We start from the raw sequence: 15,823 nt of genomic DNA on the forward strand, positions 1-15,823 counted from the left end.
GCCTAGTGAAGCGATTCCTAGCTCCGCCATGGCTTTAGCGTATGAATCTCCCAACTGCCACGGCTGCTTTGGCAGCCGGCGCCCTGGAGCCAGCTTTCAGTGCTGCCGTTGACGTAGCTCGCCAGGAAGTCGCGGCACTTGCGGCCGTCCTCGGCGGCATAGGATTGCGCGATCGGCGTGACCGAACCGCGCGCCCCGGTTTCCGGGTTCTCCCAATGCTGACTGGAATCCTTGTCGTTCTTGCTGAGGACGTCGGACGCGGCGTTGCGGGCGAAGGCGAGATCGGTGTCGGTCGGGGCCTTGGCCGGCATTGCGATCGAGCCGGTGAGATCGCTGTCGTCGGCTTTGGCGTAGGCACTCTTGTCGTTGCGGGAAAAGCTGCAACCGCCGGTGCCGAGCCCGATCAGAATGATCGTCATGACGAAGCCGGACGGCCGGATCGCCGATAGGCCAACGCGTCCCCATACCCTATATAGGGCGGTAGCAGACAACAGCGCGTTTTGGACCGCAGGACGCAACTCGGACCCCAGACATGACCGACACGACCTCGATGAAACACCAGACACCCTTAACATCCGGTGATTTCACCGCCGCCGACGAGCCTTTTGCGCTGTTCGAGGCTTGGCTGAGCGAAGCCATCAAGAGCGAGCCGAACGATCCGAACGCCATGGCGCTCGCCACCGTCGATGCCGACGGCCTGCCGGACGTGCGCATGGTGCTGATGAAGGGCTTCGATAAAGATGGTTTCGTCTTCTACAGCCACATCGCCAGCCAGAAGGGCCGCGAACTCGCCGCAAATCCTAAGGCGGCGTTACTTTTTCACTGGAAGTCGCTGCGCCGTCAGGTGCGCATCCGCGGCAACGTGACGCCGGTGAGCGAGGCCGAGGCCGACGCCTATTTCGCCACCCGCCCGAAGCAGGCGCAGATCGGCGCCTGGGCGAGCAAGCAGTCGCAAGAGCTCGAGAGCCGCTTCGCCTTCGAGCAGGCGATCGCCAAGGTCGCCGCCAAGCACATCATCGGCGAGGTGCCGCGTCCGCCGGGCTGGAGCGGCTGGCGTATCACGCCGTCGCGTATCGAGTTCTGGCACGACCGCCCATTCCGCCTGCACGACCGCATCGAATTTCGCCGTGACGCGGCCGGCCAGAAATGGTCCAAGACGCGCATGTATCCCTAGTATTTTGTTCGACCATGATCCTTTGGGAAAGCCGCTGCACGCTTTGCGCTAAGGCGGCCCTCCGGGTCCGGATCATGCTCCAACCTGAAAGACCTTCATGCCGCAGCATTCCAACGCGCCTCGCCGTACGCTGCTCCTGACCGGGGCGAGCCGCGGCATCGGCCATGCCACCGTCATCCGATTTTCCTCGGCCGGTTGGCGCGTGATCACCTGCTCGCGACATCCGTTCCCGGAGGATTGTCCCTGGGACGCAGGCCCTGAGGACCATATCCAAGTCGACCTCGCCACCCCCGCCGATACCACCCGCGCGATCTCCGACATCCGCGACCGTCTCGAAGGCGGCATGCTGCATGCGCTGGTCAACAACGCCGCGATCTCACCGAAGGGCGCCGGCGGCTCCAGGCTCGGCTCGATCGACACCGACCTCGACACCTGGACGCACGTGTTCAACGTCAACTTCTTCGCGCCGATCATGATGGCGCGCGGGCTGATCGAGGAACTGAAGACGGCCAAGGGCTCTGTCGTGAACGTCACCTCGATCGCGGGCTCGCGCGTGCATCCCTTCGCGGGCGCCGCCTACGCCACCTCGAAGGCCGCGCTGGCATCCCTGACGCGCGAGATGGCCTCCGATTTCGGCCGCGTCGGCGTGCGCGTCAACGCGATAGCGCCGGGCGAGATCGACACCTCGATCCTGTCGCCGGGCACCGAGAAGATCGTCGACCAGCAGATCCCGATGCACCGGCTCGGCACGCCCGACGAGGTCGCCAAGATCATCTACGTGCTGTGTACGGACACCAGTTCTTACGTCAACGGCGCCGAGATCCACATCAACGGCGGCCAGCACGTCTAGGCAAGCTATCATTGCGAGCTCCTCGCAATGGCTGATTGGAAAAAACGCCGGGGAAGCAAGGCGATCCAGATGACGCCGCCGCAAGACCTGGATCGCCCTTAGCTTCCGGTGCTCAATCGAGTCGAATCCGACGTGACCTCTCGCGTGGCTGCGGAGCGGCCGTGCTGATTGCAGTCGAGCAATCGTCGTCGTTCTCGCCGTCGAGCAGCGGAGCACCACAGTGCCGGCACATGCGTGCCGACATCGACGACGCCTTGCCGCTCGTCACGACGTGGCGATAGCTCGCCAGATCGATGACGTTGGGGGGCGTCGTTATGTGTTTTTCAACCATGGCTGTTCCTCGCGGCTTACCTGCTCCTTATCGCAGACAAGTTTCGCGCAAACGTTCAGCCCACCGCTCAAATTTTACCGGAGGAATTGGGGCGGCGAGCAGACATCGCCGTGCGGCCGCAATCCCGCTCTATTCTGCGACACCAGACACCGTGTCTCTGCGTCCGGCGTAAGGTCTCGGTAGCTATTACAGCCACTTCTTCCACTTGAAGATCCAGTACGGAACGATCGCCGCAATCAGCATCAAGACCAGCGCGAACGGATAACCGTGCACCCATTCGAGTTCCGGCATCGACTTGAAGTTCATGCCGTAGATCGAGGCGATCAGCGTCGGCGGCATCAGGACAACGGCCATGACCGAAAACAGCTTGATGATGTTGTTCTGCTCGAGATTGACGACGCCGAGCATGGCGTCGAGCACGAAGGTGATCTTGCTGGAGAGGTAGGAGGCGTGGTCGGTCAGCGAGACGACGTCGCGCTGCATGGTCTTGAGCTGCTCGCGCATGTCCTTCGACCATTTCACGCCCTCCACCACCGCCGAGAGGAAGGCGACGACGCGGCCGATCGAGACCAGGCTCTCGCGAACCTTGGAGGTCAGGTCGCCCTTGCGGCCGATTGAGATCAGGATTTGCGAATATTGCTTGGCGTGACCGTGGCGCTCGCTCTCCGGCTCGAAGATGTCATGGGAGACCTGGTCGATCTCGGCGCCGCAGCGCTCCAGGATGTCGGCGCAGCGGTCGATCACGGCATCGAGCAGCTCCATCAGCACCATCTCGCCCGTGATGGCCGGCGCGCAGGAACGGGCCAGCTTGGCTTCCACCAGGGCGAAGGGCTTGGGCTGGTCGTAGCGCACCGTCACCAGACGATGGTCGCCGAGAATGAAGGTGACGGCCGTGGTCCTGGGCATGTCGGTATCGGATTGGCACATCAGCGTCGCGGTCATGTAGCGCGCGCCGTTCTCCATATAGAGGCGGCTGGAGATCTCGATCTCCTGCATGTCCTCCCGGGTCGGGATGGCGATCCCCGAGAGCTTCTCGACTGCTTTGTCCTCGGCCGCGGTCGGGTTGACCAGGTCGATCCAGACCGCATGCTCCGGGACTGCCGCGAGATCATCGACGATGGCCTTCTTGAGCGAGGACTCGGAGGGAACGAACACAGAAAACATGCACTACTCCAGCAAGGGCCTGCGACAGACTGACAGCCCTTAGCGCGATTCTGACAAGTTGATGATGACAAGCACATTAACGGAACGTTTGCATTTGTGGCGGCCCCATGGCCCAACTGTGGCATGGAATCGACACATGGCCCGTTTTGCCTAGAAACCGACTCTGGCCCGCAAAACTTGCGGCAGAAAAGCCACAGGTAAGGTCTTGCAGCGCGGGAGAAGCTTCGTAAGGCTGGAATTGTGGCAGATTTCAACGATAATAGAGCCAACGGAATCGTGGAAATCGGGCTTGCTCAAGCCCCACGAAAGTTTGTTGTTGTCGATTGGAACCAAATCATGTCGTCGCTGAAAGTTACGCTGGGTATTTTGGCCGCTGGCCTGATGCTGTCGGGCTGCATGCAGGCCACGCATTTTGAAGCGACCGACACCAAGGCCTTCAAGCCGAAGGACAAGGAACTCCTTGCCAAGGTTCGGTACGAGAACACCCCGGTCGCAGAGCCGTTCCGCCGCGCCATTGTCGAGTACCACCGCAAGGAATCGCCGGGCTCGATCGTGGTCGATTCCGACAACCATTACCTCTACTACGTCCTGGATGGCGGCAAGGCGATCCGCTACGGCATCACCGTCGGTGAAGAAGCCATGGCTTGGTCCGGCATTGCCAAGGTCGGCAGCATGACCGAATGGCCGGCCTGGCACCCGACCCCCGGCGAGATTTCGCGCCTGGGCGTGCCCACCTTCGTCGCCCCCGGTCCGGACAATCCGATGGGCTCGCGCGCGATGTATCTCTATTCCGGTGGCAAGGACACGTTGTTCCGCATTCACGGCACCAATCAGCCGGAATATATCGGCGCCTCGATCTCGTCGGGCTGCATCCGCCTGACCAACGAGGATGCGATCGACCTCTATGGTCGGGTCAAGGTCGGCACCATCGTCGTGGTGCTCGAGCCCAAGCATGGCGACTCGCCCTACAATTCGCGCCTTGCACTCGGCGGCAGCCAAACCGGCCAGGCGGGCAGCTACTGATCAGGTTCCTGATCTCAGACATTCAAAAGCGCCGGTTTCACCGGCGCTTTTTTGTTGCCGGCTTCTGCGGGCGGGTTTTGTTACCGTCGGCCGCCGGCTTGTCCGCAGGCGCAGGAGCTTTCTCCTCATCAACTCCCTGCTTGGCTTCGGGCTTCGCTTCGGGTTTGGCGGCGACTTCACGCGGGGGCGCCTCCTCGGGCCGCTCCGCCGGCAGGAGGGGGGCAAGCTGCGGCAGGGGATCCCAGACGTTCCACTGGCAGATCCGGTAGTCGTTGCGCCGCTGCGCCAGGTCGAGATGGATATGGTCCTCGTGGTACCAGTCCGAGCCGGGGCCGAGCACGGTCGAAAAGCGCGAGCAGACCGAATGCAGCACGCGCTCGCGCACCTCGCGCGACATCGTGCGGTCGGTCAGGCCGATCGACTGCCCGTTCGCGAGCTTGATGGCGCGCACATCGATCGCGTTGGCCTTGCCGTGCTCGGAGAGCATGGCGCCGACAACGCGGTTGCGGCCGCGGCACTCGAAGCTGTCGAAATTGTCGAGATCGCTAATGGTCGAGCCGAGGCTCGCGGCCAGCGGCACCACGTCCTTGCGCACCCAATCGGCGATTGCGGACGCCATTGTGCAGCGGAGGATCGCCGCGGGCTTGACCGCCACCTTGCGTTTGTCCGGCAGCACGATGGCTTCGAGCCGCACCAGATCCTCGCCGCCGCAGGCGCCGGGGCCGCGGATATCCGGGATCGAGGGCGCGACAGCGATCTCCTCGGTCAGCGCAAGGCGGCATGCCGAGGCCTGCTTCTCGGGCGGGGGCGCCGCCTCGGCGGGCTTGGTGGCGCCAGGTTTGTCCGCGGAAGGCTTGCCGTCGGTCTCCGGTGGAGCCTCGTCCGATGCCTTGGTAGATGCCTTGGCCGATGCCTTGGGGGCCTCCTCGGGGCGAGGCCTTGGAAGCGGGATCTTGCCGGAGATATTGGCAGAATGAACCGTCGCGCGCGGCCGTGGTGCAGCAATACCAAAGATATCCAGCGGGGACCCATATTTGCGCGCCTCTGCCCGATCCGCGAGCCCGAGCGCGACGGTAACCATTGCCGCGCCGACGGACATATAGCCGCGACAAGACCATTTGCGGCGAAAGGCGGGCAGGCTAAAACTCATGACAATTCTTTGGCCCAACGCTGAGAGCGACAATCCGCCCAGCGGCTTCTCGGAGGAACGACGGAATGCTTGGTTTGATGCAAGACTGGCCCCTGCTCTGCCACAGGATCATCGAACACGCTGCCAAGATTCATGGCAAGCAGGAGGTCGTCACGCGCTCGGTCGAGGGACCGATCCATCGCACCACCTATGCCGACATCCACAAGCGCGCGCTCAAGGTCTCGCAGATGCTGGAGCGCGACGGCATCAAGTTCGGCGACCGTGTCGCGACGATCGCATGGAACACCTGGCGCCATCTTGAGGTCTGGTACGGCATCATGGGGATCGGCGCCATCTGCCATACCGTCAATCCCCGCCTTTTCCCCGAGCAGATCGCCTGGATCATCAACCATGCGCAGGACCGCATCGTGATGACCGACATCACGTTCATTCCGGTCCTGGAGAAGATCGCCGACAAGCTGACAAGCGTGGAACGCTACGTCGTGCTGACCGACAAGGCGCACATGCCGCAGACGACGCTGAAGAACGTGGTCGCCTACGAGGACTGGATTGCGGAGGCCGACGGCAAGTTTAAATGGAAGGACTTTGACGAGAACACGGCGGCCGCGATGTGCTACACGTCAGGCACTACCGGCGACCCCAAGGGCGTGCTGTATTCGCATCGTTCCAACGTGCTGCATGCGCTGATGGCGAACAATGTCGACGCGCTCGGTACCAGCGCCTCCGAGACCATGCTTCCCGTGGTGCCGCTCTTCCACGCCAACAGCTGGGGCATCGCCTTCTCAGCGCCCTCGCAGGGCACCAAGCTCGTCATGCCCGGCGCCAAGCTCGACGGCGCCTCGGTCTATGAGCTGCTCTCGACCGAGAGGGTGACGCATACCGCCGGCGTGCCCACGGTGTGGCTGATGCTGCTCCAGCACATGACCGCCAACAATCTCAAGCTGCCGGACCTCAAGATGGTGATCTGCGGCGGCTCGGCGATGCCGCGTTCGATGATCAAGGCCTTCCTCGACATGGGCTCGAACGTCCGCCACGCCTGGGGCATGACCGAGATGAGCCCGATCGGCAGCGTCGCGGCGCTGAAGCCGCCGTTCCAGAATGCGACCGGCGAGGCGCGGCTCGACGTGCTCCAGATGCAGGGCTACGCGCCGTTCGCGGTCGAAATGAAGATCACCGACGATGCCGGCAAGGACCTGCCGTGGGATGGCACGACCTTCGGCCGTCTCAAGGTCGCCGGCCCGGCCGTCGCCAAGGCCTATTACCGGGTCGACACTGACATCCTCGACGAGGACGGCTTCTTCGACACCGGCGACGTCGCGACCATCGACGAAGCCGGCTACATGCGAATCACCGACCGCTCCAAGGACGTGATCAAGTCCGGCGGCGAGTGGATCTCCTCGATCGAGCTGGAAAACCTCGCAGTCGGCCATCCCGCGGTGGCGGAAGCCGCCGTGATCGGCGTGTTCCATCCCAAATGGGACGAGCGTCCGCTGCTGATCGTGCAGCTGAAGCAGGGCCAGCAAGCCAGCCGCGAGGACATCCTGAAGTTCATGGACGGCAAGATCGCCAAATGGTGGATGCCCGACGACGTTGCCTTCGTCGAGGGCATCCCGCATACGGCGACGGGCAAGATCCTGAAGACCGCGCTGCGCGACCAGTTCAAGGAATACCGCTTCCCGAACGCGGCGGCGTAAGTCACGACCACCGTCATGCCCGGGCTTGTCCCGCCTGCGGGGCCGAAGCCCCTTCGGCGCGGCGAAGGCCCGGGCATTCACGTCTCGGCGGCAAGAAAGGCGTGGATGGCCGGGTCAAGCCCGACCATGACGATGCAACGGTATGCGGAACCCTTGAATTTGCCTCGGGGCCGTGGTCTCAACGGCCCATAGTCGTGCCAGATCGGCCGGCACCGCCCCCAAGACCCCGGCAGAGCTCACTCGATGGCCCGCAGGTTTTCCGCTCCCTATCAGTCGGAGCCCGTGTCCAGCCTCGCGAGCTGGGCGCGCAATCTGGCCGTGTTCGCCGTGGTGGCGGTGGTGGTCTCGATCATCATCCTCCGGTTCGGCTTCCTGGAGATGAAGCCGGCGCTCGCGACCTTCTTCGGCGGGCTCGGGATCGCCGCGCTCTCGATCCTGTTCGGGCTCGCCGGCTTTGCCGCGATCTGGCAGAACGGCTCGCGCGGCATGGCGCGCATCCTGCTTGCCTTCCTGATCGACGGCGCGATCCTCGCCTATCCCGCTTATCTGGGCCTGCAATACCGCAAGCTGCCGGCGATCCACGACATTACCACCGACCCGATCGACCCGCCGCGCTTCGACGCACTGGCCCGCCTGCGCACCGGCGATGGTGCCAATACCGCTGTGTATGCCGGCCTCTATTCGGCCGAGCAACAGCGTCAATTCTATCCTGATATCGAGCCGATCGAGCTGGAGATTTCGGTCGACCGCGCCTATGCGATCGCACTTCAGCTGGTCAACAAGCGCAAATGGCTTGTCATCGACGAGCGCGCGCCGCAGCCGCCGCGCCGCATCGGCCGCATCGAGGCGGTGGCGCGCTCACCGATCATGGGGTTCCGCGAGGACATTGCGATCCGGGTCGTCCCCGACGGCGAGGATTCCCGCGTCGATATCCGCTCCGCGTCGCGCTATTTCGAGAGCGACCTCGGCAGCAACGCCGCGCGCGTGAAGAAATTCATCGACGATCTCAACACCGCCGCCGATGCCGACGCACTCAAGCCGGTGAAGAAGACGCCGGTGGCGCCGCCGAAGGCTCCGGCGAAGACGGTGAAGAAGTGACGGGACGCTAAGCGTTCGTCATCCGATACGTCCCGCCAATCACGGGATCGCCGTCCGTCGCCACCACGCCGCGAGCGACCAGGTCTTCCAAATGCGCCAGCACGGAATAGCCCGCCGCGGTGGTGAGCCTCGGATCGATGCCGATATAGATCGCCCGGACCATGGTCGGAATGTCGGTCTCGCCCTTGGCGAGGCGGTGCAGGATGGAGGCCTCGCGCGCCTTGCGGTGACGGATCAGGAAGCGCACGAAGCGCGGACCGTCCGGAATTTCGGGACCGTGGCCGGAGAAATACACATCCTCCTCGCGCGCGGCGAGACGATCCAGCGATTCCATGTAGTCGATCATCGAGCCGTCGGGCGGCGCCACGATCGTGGTCGACCAGCCCATCACGTGATCGCCGACGAAGTTGAATTTTCGCTCGGGCCAGGCGAACGCGAGGTGATTGGCGGTATGGCCGGGCGTCGCCACAGCCTCGAGCCGCCAGCCGTCTCCTTCGACGACGTCGCCATGGGCGATCCTGATATCGGGCGCGAAGTCGCGGTCGGCACCGGATTCCGGGTTGTGCCTCTCGCTCTCGAAACGCGGGCGCGAGGCGCGGTGCGGGCCTTCGGCGTAAACAGGTGCGCCGGTCGCCTGCTTGATCCGCGCAGTGTTCGGCGAATGGTCGCGGTGGGTGTGGGTGACGAAGATATGGCTCACCGTCTCGCCGCTGACGGCATCAAGCAGCGCCGCCGCATGCGCTTGGTCGTCCGGACCGGGATCGATGATCGCGACGTTGCCCCGGCCCACGATGTAGCTGACCGTGCCGGTGAACGTGAACGGGCTCGGATTGTTACAGAGCACGCGCCGCACGCCGGGGCGGACTTCCTCGACGATGCCGGGCTTCAGCGGAAAGTCGCGGTTGAACGGGACGTCGTCGTTGTCGGACATGGGGCTTCCTGTAGCCAAACTCTCTGCCGTCATACCCCGCGAAAGCGGGGTATCCAGTACGCTGTAGCGCCGGTGGCGAAGGCGAGGTCTCTGGATCGTCCGCCCAGTGCGCAATTGCGCACAAGGCGGACGATGACAGCGGAGCAAGGCAACTGTCATTGAGCACACGGCGCTCAGAAAAACGCCTGAATGCCCGTGATCGCGCGGCCCAGGATCAGGGCGTGGACGTCGTGGGTGCCTTCGTAGGTGTTGACGGTCTCGAGGTTATGGACGTGGCGCATCACGTGATACTCGATCGAGATGCCGTTGCCGCCGTGCATGTCGCGCGCGACGCGGGCGATGTCGAGCGCCTTGCCGCAATTGTTGCGCTTCATGATCGAGATCATCTCGGGCGCGAACTTGCCCTCGTCCATCAGGCGACCGACGCGGAGCGAGCCCTGAAGGCCCAGCGCGATCTCGGTCTGCATGTCCGCGAGCTTCTTCTGCACGAGCTGGGTCGCAGCGAGCGGCTTGCCGAACTGCTTGCGGTCGAGCGTGTACTGGCGGGCGCGGTGCATGCAGTCCTCGGCCGCGCCGAGCACGCCCCAGGAAATGCCGTAGCGGGCGCGGTTGAGGCAGCCGAACGGGCCCTTCAGGCCGGAGACGTTGGGCAGCAGCGCGTCTTCCGGAACCACGACGCCGTCCATCACGACCTCGCCGGTGATGGAGGCGCGAAGTGACAGCTTGCCGCCGATCTTCGGTGCCGACAGCCCCTTCATGCCCTTCTCCAGCACGAAGCCGCGGATCTGGTTGTCGTGCGCGGCCGACTTGGCCCAGACCACGAACACGTCGGCGATCGGCGCGTTCGAGATCCACATCTTGCTGCCGGTCAGGCGATAGCCGTCCGAAACCTTCTCGGCGCGGGTCTTCATGCCGGCCGGATCGGAGCCGGCGTCAGGCTCGGTCAGCCCGAAACAGCCGACCCACTCGCCGCTGGCGAGCTTCGGCAGGTACTTCTTGCGCTGGTTCTCGTCGCCATAGGCGTAGATCGGATACATCACCAGAGAGGACTGCACCGAGTTCATCGAGCGGTAGCCGGAATCGACCCGTTCGATTTCGCGCGCGACGAGACCATAGGCGACATAGCCTGCATTGGCGCAGCCATATTCCTCCGGCAACGTGATGCCGATCAGGCCGAGCTCGCCCATCTCGTTGAAGATCTCGCGATCCGTCTTCTCTTCGAGATAGGCCTTGGCGACGCGCGGCATCAGCTTGTCCTGCGCGTAGGCGCGCGCGGTGTCGCGCACCATGCGCTCGTCTTCGGTGAGCTGCTCGTCGAGCAGGAACGGATCGTCCCACTGGAAAGAAGCCGAACTCGGCTTGTCCTTGGCCTGAGGGCGCGCGGTCATGAAACGTCCTTTCGTCTGGTTCCGTCAAAATTCGCCCGACAAAGTAAAGCGCCGCGGCAACAAGTGCAATTGCGTTGCAGATGTATCTGTCTGCGTGAATCCCGGGGACCCGCGAGACGCACCTCGGGGGATGCGCTTCGCGCACCCCGGGATGACAGCGCTAGCTTTCGAGCAACTCGTTGGCGACGATCTCGATGCCGAAGCCCGAAAGGCCCTTGTAGTCGTGCACCGAGGAGGTGAGGTGCCGGATCGAGGTGACGCCGAGATCGCGCAGGATCTGTGCACCGACGCCGACTTCGCGCCACTGCCGGTTGCGGTCAGCCTCGGTCGCGCTCTCATCGGGCAGCGGCGCCACGGGGACACCAGCCGCGCCGTCGCGCAGATAAACCAGGACGCCACGGCCGGATTTCTTGAAGTGCTCGAGCACCGCCGCCATGCGCTTGTGGCCGGTGAAGATGTCCTTGACGATGTTCGGCTTGTGGAAGCGTGTCAGGACGTTCTTGCCGTCGCCGACGCCGTTGTAGACGAAGGCAACGTGGGCGATGGAATCGAACGGCGAGCGGTAGGCATAGCCCTGAAGCGGCCCGATCGGGCTCTCGGTGACGAAGGTCGAGACCCGCTCGATCAGCTTCTCGCGCACCTGGCGGTAGGCGATCATGTCGGCGATGGTGACGTGCTTGAGCTTGTGCTGGGCGGCGAAGCGGGCGACCTGCTCGCCCTTCATCACGCTGCCGTCGTCGTTCATCAACTCGCTGATGACGCCGACCGGCGGCAGGCCGGAGAGCTTGCATAGATCGACCGCGGCCTCGGTATGGCCGGAGCGCAGCAGCACGCCGCCGTCCTTGGCGATCAGCGGAAAGATGTGGCCGGGACGGGCGAAGTCGTTGGCGCCGGCGTTGGGATTGGACAGCGCGCGGCAGCACGAGGCGCGCTCCTCGGCCGAGATGCCGGTGCCGCCGTCGGGCTTGTAGTCGATCGAGACCGTGAATGCCGTGGTGTGCGCGGAATCGTTGTGGGCCACCATCGGATCGAGCCGCAGGCGGCGCGCATCCTCGGTGGTGATCGGCGCGCAAACGATGCCGGAGGTGTGGCGGATGATGAAGGCCATCTTCTCGGCGGTGCAGAACGAGGCGGCGACGATCAGATCGCCCTCGCCCTCGCGGTCTTCGTCGTCGGTGACGACCACGAGCTCACCCCGGGCAAAGGCCTGCAAGACTTCCTGGACGTTATCCGGCATTTCCCAATCTCTATCGGTTATGGCCCGGAGGCTTAGCCGGACTTGGGCCGGGGCGCTAGTGTCCCCGGCGCAACCACATATGCCGGACCGCAGCCCTGCCCGGGGCGGCTCGCACCGGGCCCAAGCCCGGCGAGAAGCCGGCCGGGCGCCGTCAGGGCAGCACTTCGCGCCGCTCGCCGAGCCGCTGATCGAGCTCGGCACGCTTGTCGGCCAACAGGCCGGCCTGGGCGGCCTCGATCACCGTGAACAACTCATGGGCGTCGCTGAGCCGGGTGACGGTGACATAGCTGGCGCCAGCTGCGTAGAGTTCGCCCACATCCGCCAACAGATCGGCCGTGGCAATGATCATGGCGGTCGGGTTGAGGGTGCGGACGTGGCGGACCAGCTTCTCGTTGCTCGCACCCTTCAGAAGTGCATCCGGTACGCTGAGGATGATCATCTCGGACTTGCCGATTCCGGCATGGAGCAGCGTGTCGGCGCTGCTGATATCGCCATAGATCACGTGCAGGCCGCGCGAAAGCAGCGTCTGGTACACATTGGGATTGAAGTCGATCACGGTGATCTGCTCGAGCAGCACCGGTGCCTGCCGTTCGATCTCGGCCAGCAGCGCGCTCGCCGCACGGAAAAAGCCGAGGATAACGATGCGGCGCGCCTCGCCATGGCCTTCGTGCCCTTCCTCGCCCTGGCCATTGCCGTGGTCGAGATCGCGCAGGCCGAGCCGCTTCAGGGGGCCGATCGCCCAGCGGGTGATCTCGTCGCTGCGGGTCATCACGAAGGTCGAGAGCACCGCCAGCACCACGAAGGCGAAGGAGGCCGCATTCGCTGTCTGGGCTGCGATGTGGTGGTCGGCAACGCCGGTCTGGATCACCACCAGCGAGAACTCGGAGATCTGGGCGAGATTCAAGGCCGGCAACAGGCTGGCGCGCAGGCCCTGCTTCATCAGATAGAGCGGAACGAAGGTGGTGACGAGGCGGCTCACCACAGTGAACGCCGCGATCATCAAGGCAAGCCCGATCACGGAGAGGCCGGGCACCGGAATGGTCATGCCCAGCGCGACGAAGAACAGCGTGATGAAGAAATCCCGCAGCGTGGTGACCTTGGCCGTGACGTCGAGCGCATAGGGAAAGGTCGAGAGCGAGACGCCGGCGATAAGGGCGCCCATCTCGCGCGACAGCGACAGCCGCTCGGCGGTCTCCGCGACCAGGAAGCACCAGGCGAGCGCGCCGAGCAGGATCAGCTCGGGGCGGCGGGCGATCTGGTGAAACAGGCGCGGCAGCACGTAGCGGCTCACCAGCAGCGCGGCGGCGACCAGCACTGCGACGCGGCCGATCGAGAGCAGGATGACGCTGATTTCCAGATTGGCAAGGCTCGGCTGCACCGCCAGGAACAGGATGGCAAAAATGTCCTGGAGCACCAGCACGCCGAGGGTGATGCGGCCCGGCAGCGTGTCGAGCTCGCGCTTCTCGTAGAGCACCTTGACTATGATGACGGTGCTCGACAGCGCGCAGGCGACGCAGAGGTAAACCGCATCGAACTTCCCGCCGCCGAGCGACAGGCCGATGCCGACGAAGAACAGCAGCCCGAGCAGGCAGCCGCCGAGGAGCTGGCCGCCCGCCGCGAAAAGGATGACCTTTCCCGCCCGCACGATCTTCTTCAGGTCGATCTCCAGGCCGATCATGAACAGCATGAAGATCAGGCCGAGCTCGGAGATGACGCTGATGGATTCCTGCGACTTGACCCAGCCGGCGCCAAATGGACCAATGCAGAAGCCGGCGATAAGGTAGGCCAGGATCAGCGGTTGCCTGGTGAAGTGGGCAAGCAGGCCCAGCATCCAGGCAAACAGGATACAGAGAGTGATGTCGCGAATGAGCTCGTGCATGCCAAATTGGTCCGTTTTGCCGCACCCTAGTGATCGAGTGCGGCGCGGCAAGCGAGCAATTCGTCACATGCGGACGGGACTCGCCATTGCAATGCTGCTATGCCCCCTCGCCTGCTCCGTGCCCGCGGCCGCTCAATCCAAGGTCAATATCGAGCAAACCTTTGCCGATTCCCTCACCGCACTGCCGAAAGAAGAACTCGCCGTCTCCGGCGGGTTCTACGTGCCTGCCTATTCCAGCGTGGCGATGAGCCAGGGCAAGCTGCGTGTCGACTTCTCGGTGACCTTGAGCGTGCACAACGCCTCCGAGACGCAAGCACTGGTGGTCAAACGCATCGCCTATTTCGACACTGCAGGCAAGCAGGTCGAGAGCTATCTGAAGGCGCCCGTCGCGTTGAAGCCCCTCGCCACCGTCTCGATCTTCATTCCGACCGACGACGTACGCGGCGGGACCGGCGCCAATTTCCTCGTCGATTGGGCCGCAACAAGCGAGATCGCCGAGCCTGCCGTCGAGGCCCTGATGGTTGGCGGCGTCGCCAATGCGCATTACGCTTTCATCAGCCAGGGCCGTCCGACCCGGACGATCGGCAAGAAGTAAGCAAGTCGTACGATTGACCGGCGCAAAGCCGGCAGACTGATAAGAAAGAATAGAACGAGGAACGCGCCCATGACGTCCAGCTTCGATTTTGCGCCCCTGTTTCCCGCAGGGCTGCCGGCCCCCTCTGCGCGCTGGACGGGCCTTGCCAAATATAGCTTTGTCGGCGGCAACAACGACTCCGAGCAGCTGCCGCTCGATCATCTGATCGAGGCGGCCAACCTGGCTCTGCAGCGCGAAGGCCGCTCGCTCGCCACTTACGGGTTGGCACATGGTCCCCAGGGCTATCTGCCCTTGCGCGAATTCCTGGTGACAAAACTCAAGCGCGATGCCGGCATCAAGTGCACGGTTGATGATCTCCTGATAGTATCCGGCTCGCTGCAGGCGCTCGACCTCGTCAACGCCACGCTGCTGACGCGCGGCGATACCGTGATCTTCGAGCAGGATAGCTATCAGGGCTCGCTGACCCGCCTGGCACGGCTCGGAGTCAACGTGGTCGGCGTCCCCCTCGACGAGGACGGCATGCGCACGGATGTGCTGGCCACGACGCTGGCCGACCTCAAGAGCCGCGGCATCCGGCCGAAATACATCTACACCATTCCGACGGTGCAGAACCCGACCGGCAGCATCATGCCGGAGGGCCGCCGCATCGAGCTGTTGCGGCTGTCCGCAGAATACGGCGTGCCAATCTTCGAGGACGATTGCTATGCCGATCTGGTCTGGTCAGGACAGCGGCCGCCGGCGATCCATGCGATGAGCCCGAACGGCGGCGTGATCCATATCGGCTCGTTCTCGAAGTCGATCGCGCCCGCGCTGCGCGTCGGCTTCATCGTCGCGCCGTGGGATGTGATGTCGCGGATGCTGGCGCTGAAGACGGACGCCGGCTCCGGCGCATTGGAGCAGATGGTGCTTGCCGCCTATTGCAAGCCGCATTTTTCGACCCACGTGCCGGCCCTGACGAAGGCGCTGCGCACCAAGCTCGACACGCTGATGGAGGCCCTCAACGAGCAGTTCGGGACGGCCGCCGAGTTCGAGGAGCCCAAGGGCGGCATCTTCCTGTGGGTGAAGCTGCCCGATCAGGTCGATACGCAGAAGCTGTATCAGGCCGCGCTTGCCGCCGGCGTATCAATCAATCCGGGGCTGGAATGGTCGACCGACAAGTACCATTCCAGATCGCGACTGCGGCTTTGCTTTGCGAGCCCTTCGCATCAGCAGATCCGCGAGGGCATCGCCGTGCTGGCCGAAGTGTGCCGCAAGGAGTTCGGCGTGCCGGCCCGCAGCGCCAATGTGGAGAAGGCATGGGTGTGAGGGG

General features: G+C 64.1%; 15 protein-coding genes. 7 read left to right on the plus strand and 8 right to left on the minus strand.

Annotated elements, in window-relative coordinates; genetic code table 11:
• Positions 1 to 17: 17 nt before the first annotated feature.
• Complete coding sequence (locus C7G41_RS12450) at positions 18 to 419, minus strand: RT0821/Lpp0805 family surface protein (protein ID WP_027516547.1); 402 nt, start codon at positions 417 to 419, stop codon at positions 18 to 20.
• Positions 420 to 532: 113 nt separating this feature from the next.
• Between C7G41_RS12450 and pdxH the strand changes: the two genes are divergently transcribed.
• Together pdxH and C7G41_RS12460 are read left to right on the plus strand one after the other, a co-directional pair.
• Positions 533 to 1,174, plus strand: coding sequence for a pyridoxamine 5'-phosphate oxidase (gene pdxH, locus C7G41_RS12455; protein WP_106942819.1), 642 nt, complete (start codon positions 533 to 535; stop codon positions 1,172 to 1,174).
• A 97-nt stretch (positions 1,175 to 1,271) separates the two neighbouring features.
• Positions 1,272 to 2,024 (plus strand): SDR family NAD(P)-dependent oxidoreductase, encoded by a 753-nt coding sequence (locus tag C7G41_RS12460; RefSeq protein ID WP_106942820.1) that lies wholly within the window; start codon positions 1,272 to 1,274, stop codon positions 2,022 to 2,024.
• 112 nt (positions 2,025 to 2,136) lie between these two features.
• On the opposite strand, the gene C7G41_RS12465 is transcribed toward C7G41_RS12460, so the two are convergent.
• Positions 2,137 to 2,355: a hypothetical protein gene (locus C7G41_RS12465; RefSeq protein WP_106942821.1), complete on the minus strand. Its 219-nt coding sequence runs from the start codon at positions 2,353 to 2,355 to the stop codon at positions 2,137 to 2,139.
• 186 nt (positions 2,356 to 2,541) lie between these two features.
• On the minus strand, positions 2,542 to 3,519 hold the full coding sequence (locus C7G41_RS12470) for a magnesium transporter CorA family protein (RefSeq protein ID WP_106942822.1): 978 nt from the start codon (positions 3,517 to 3,519) through the stop codon (positions 2,542 to 2,544).
• Between the two features lie 336 nt (positions 3,520 to 3,855).
• Here C7G41_RS12470 and C7G41_RS12475 point away from each other — a divergent pair, with 336 nt between their 5' ends.
• Positions 3,856 to 4,542 (plus strand): L,D-transpeptidase, encoded by a 687-nt coding sequence (locus tag C7G41_RS12475; protein ID WP_106942823.1) that lies wholly within the window; start codon positions 3,856 to 3,858, stop codon positions 4,540 to 4,542.
• Between the two features lie 37 nt (positions 4,543 to 4,579).
• Here the strand turns inward: C7G41_RS12475 and C7G41_RS12480 are convergent, their stop codons facing one another.
• The gene (locus C7G41_RS12480) at positions 4,580 to 5,692 is read right to left on the minus strand and encodes an extensin family protein (protein WP_106942824.1); all 1,113 of its coding nucleotides are present in this window, start codon (positions 5,690 to 5,692) and stop codon (positions 4,580 to 4,582) included.
• 65 nt (positions 5,693 to 5,757) lie between these two features.
• Here C7G41_RS12480 and C7G41_RS12485 point away from each other — a divergent pair, with 65 nt between their 5' ends.
• Both C7G41_RS12485 and C7G41_RS12490 read left to right on the plus strand, forming a co-directional pair.
• Positions 5,758 to 7,386 carry a fatty-acid--CoA ligase gene (locus tag C7G41_RS12485; RefSeq protein WP_106942825.1) on the plus strand — a complete coding sequence of 543 codons (1,629 nt, stop codon included), beginning with the start codon at positions 5,758 to 5,760 and terminating at the stop codon, positions 7,384 to 7,386.
• A 243-nt stretch (positions 7,387 to 7,629) separates the two neighbouring features.
• Positions 7,630 to 8,484: a DUF1499 domain-containing protein gene (locus C7G41_RS12490; RefSeq protein ID WP_106942826.1), complete on the plus strand. Its 855-nt coding sequence runs from the start codon at positions 7,630 to 7,632 to the stop codon at positions 8,482 to 8,484.
• 7 nt (positions 8,485 to 8,491) lie between these two features.
• On the opposite strand, the gene C7G41_RS12495 is transcribed toward C7G41_RS12490, so the two are convergent.
• The 4 genes from C7G41_RS12495 to C7G41_RS12510 all read right to left on the minus strand — a co-directional run bounded on the left by C7G41_RS12495 (position 8,492) and on the right by C7G41_RS12510 (position 13,919).
• The gene (locus C7G41_RS12495) at positions 8,492 to 9,415 is read right to left on the minus strand and encodes an MBL fold metallo-hydrolase (protein ID WP_106942827.1); all 924 of its coding nucleotides are present in this window, start codon (positions 9,413 to 9,415) and stop codon (positions 8,492 to 8,494) included.
• A 173-nt stretch (positions 9,416 to 9,588) separates the two neighbouring features.
• Entirely contained in the window at positions 9,589 to 10,803 is a 1,215-nt protein-coding gene (locus C7G41_RS12500; RefSeq protein ID WP_106942828.1) for an acyl-CoA dehydrogenase, read from the minus strand.
• Between the two features lie 160 nt (positions 10,804 to 10,963).
• A complete protein-coding gene (ribB, locus tag C7G41_RS12505) occupies positions 10,964 to 12,040 on the minus strand; it encodes a 3,4-dihydroxy-2-butanone-4-phosphate synthase (RefSeq protein WP_106942829.1) in 1,077 nt (358 codons plus the stop codon).
• A gap of 151 nt (positions 12,041 to 12,191) precedes the next feature.
• Positions 12,192 to 13,919, minus strand: a complete 1,728-nt coding sequence (locus C7G41_RS12510) for a cation:proton antiporter (RefSeq protein ID WP_106942830.1) — start codon at positions 13,917 to 13,919, stop codon at positions 12,192 to 12,194.
• A 67-nt stretch (positions 13,920 to 13,986) separates the two neighbouring features.
• On the opposite strand from C7G41_RS12510, the gene C7G41_RS12515 reads away from it, so the two are divergent.
• On the plus strand, positions 13,987 to 14,514 hold the full coding sequence (locus C7G41_RS12515; protein ID WP_199198326.1) for a DUF3124 domain-containing protein: 528 nt from the start codon (positions 13,987 to 13,989) through the stop codon (positions 14,512 to 14,514).
• A gap of 69 nt (positions 14,515 to 14,583) precedes the next feature.
• Positions 14,584 to 15,819 carry a PLP-dependent aminotransferase family protein gene (locus tag C7G41_RS12520; protein WP_106942831.1) on the plus strand — a complete coding sequence of 412 codons (1,236 nt, stop codon included), beginning with the start codon at positions 14,584 to 14,586 and terminating at the stop codon, positions 15,817 to 15,819.
• Positions 15,820 to 15,823: the final 4 nt, after the last annotated feature.

The organism is Bradyrhizobium sp. MOS002 (assembly GCF_003020115.1).
Lineage (GTDB): Bacteria > Pseudomonadota > Alphaproteobacteria > Rhizobiales > Xanthobacteraceae > Bradyrhizobium.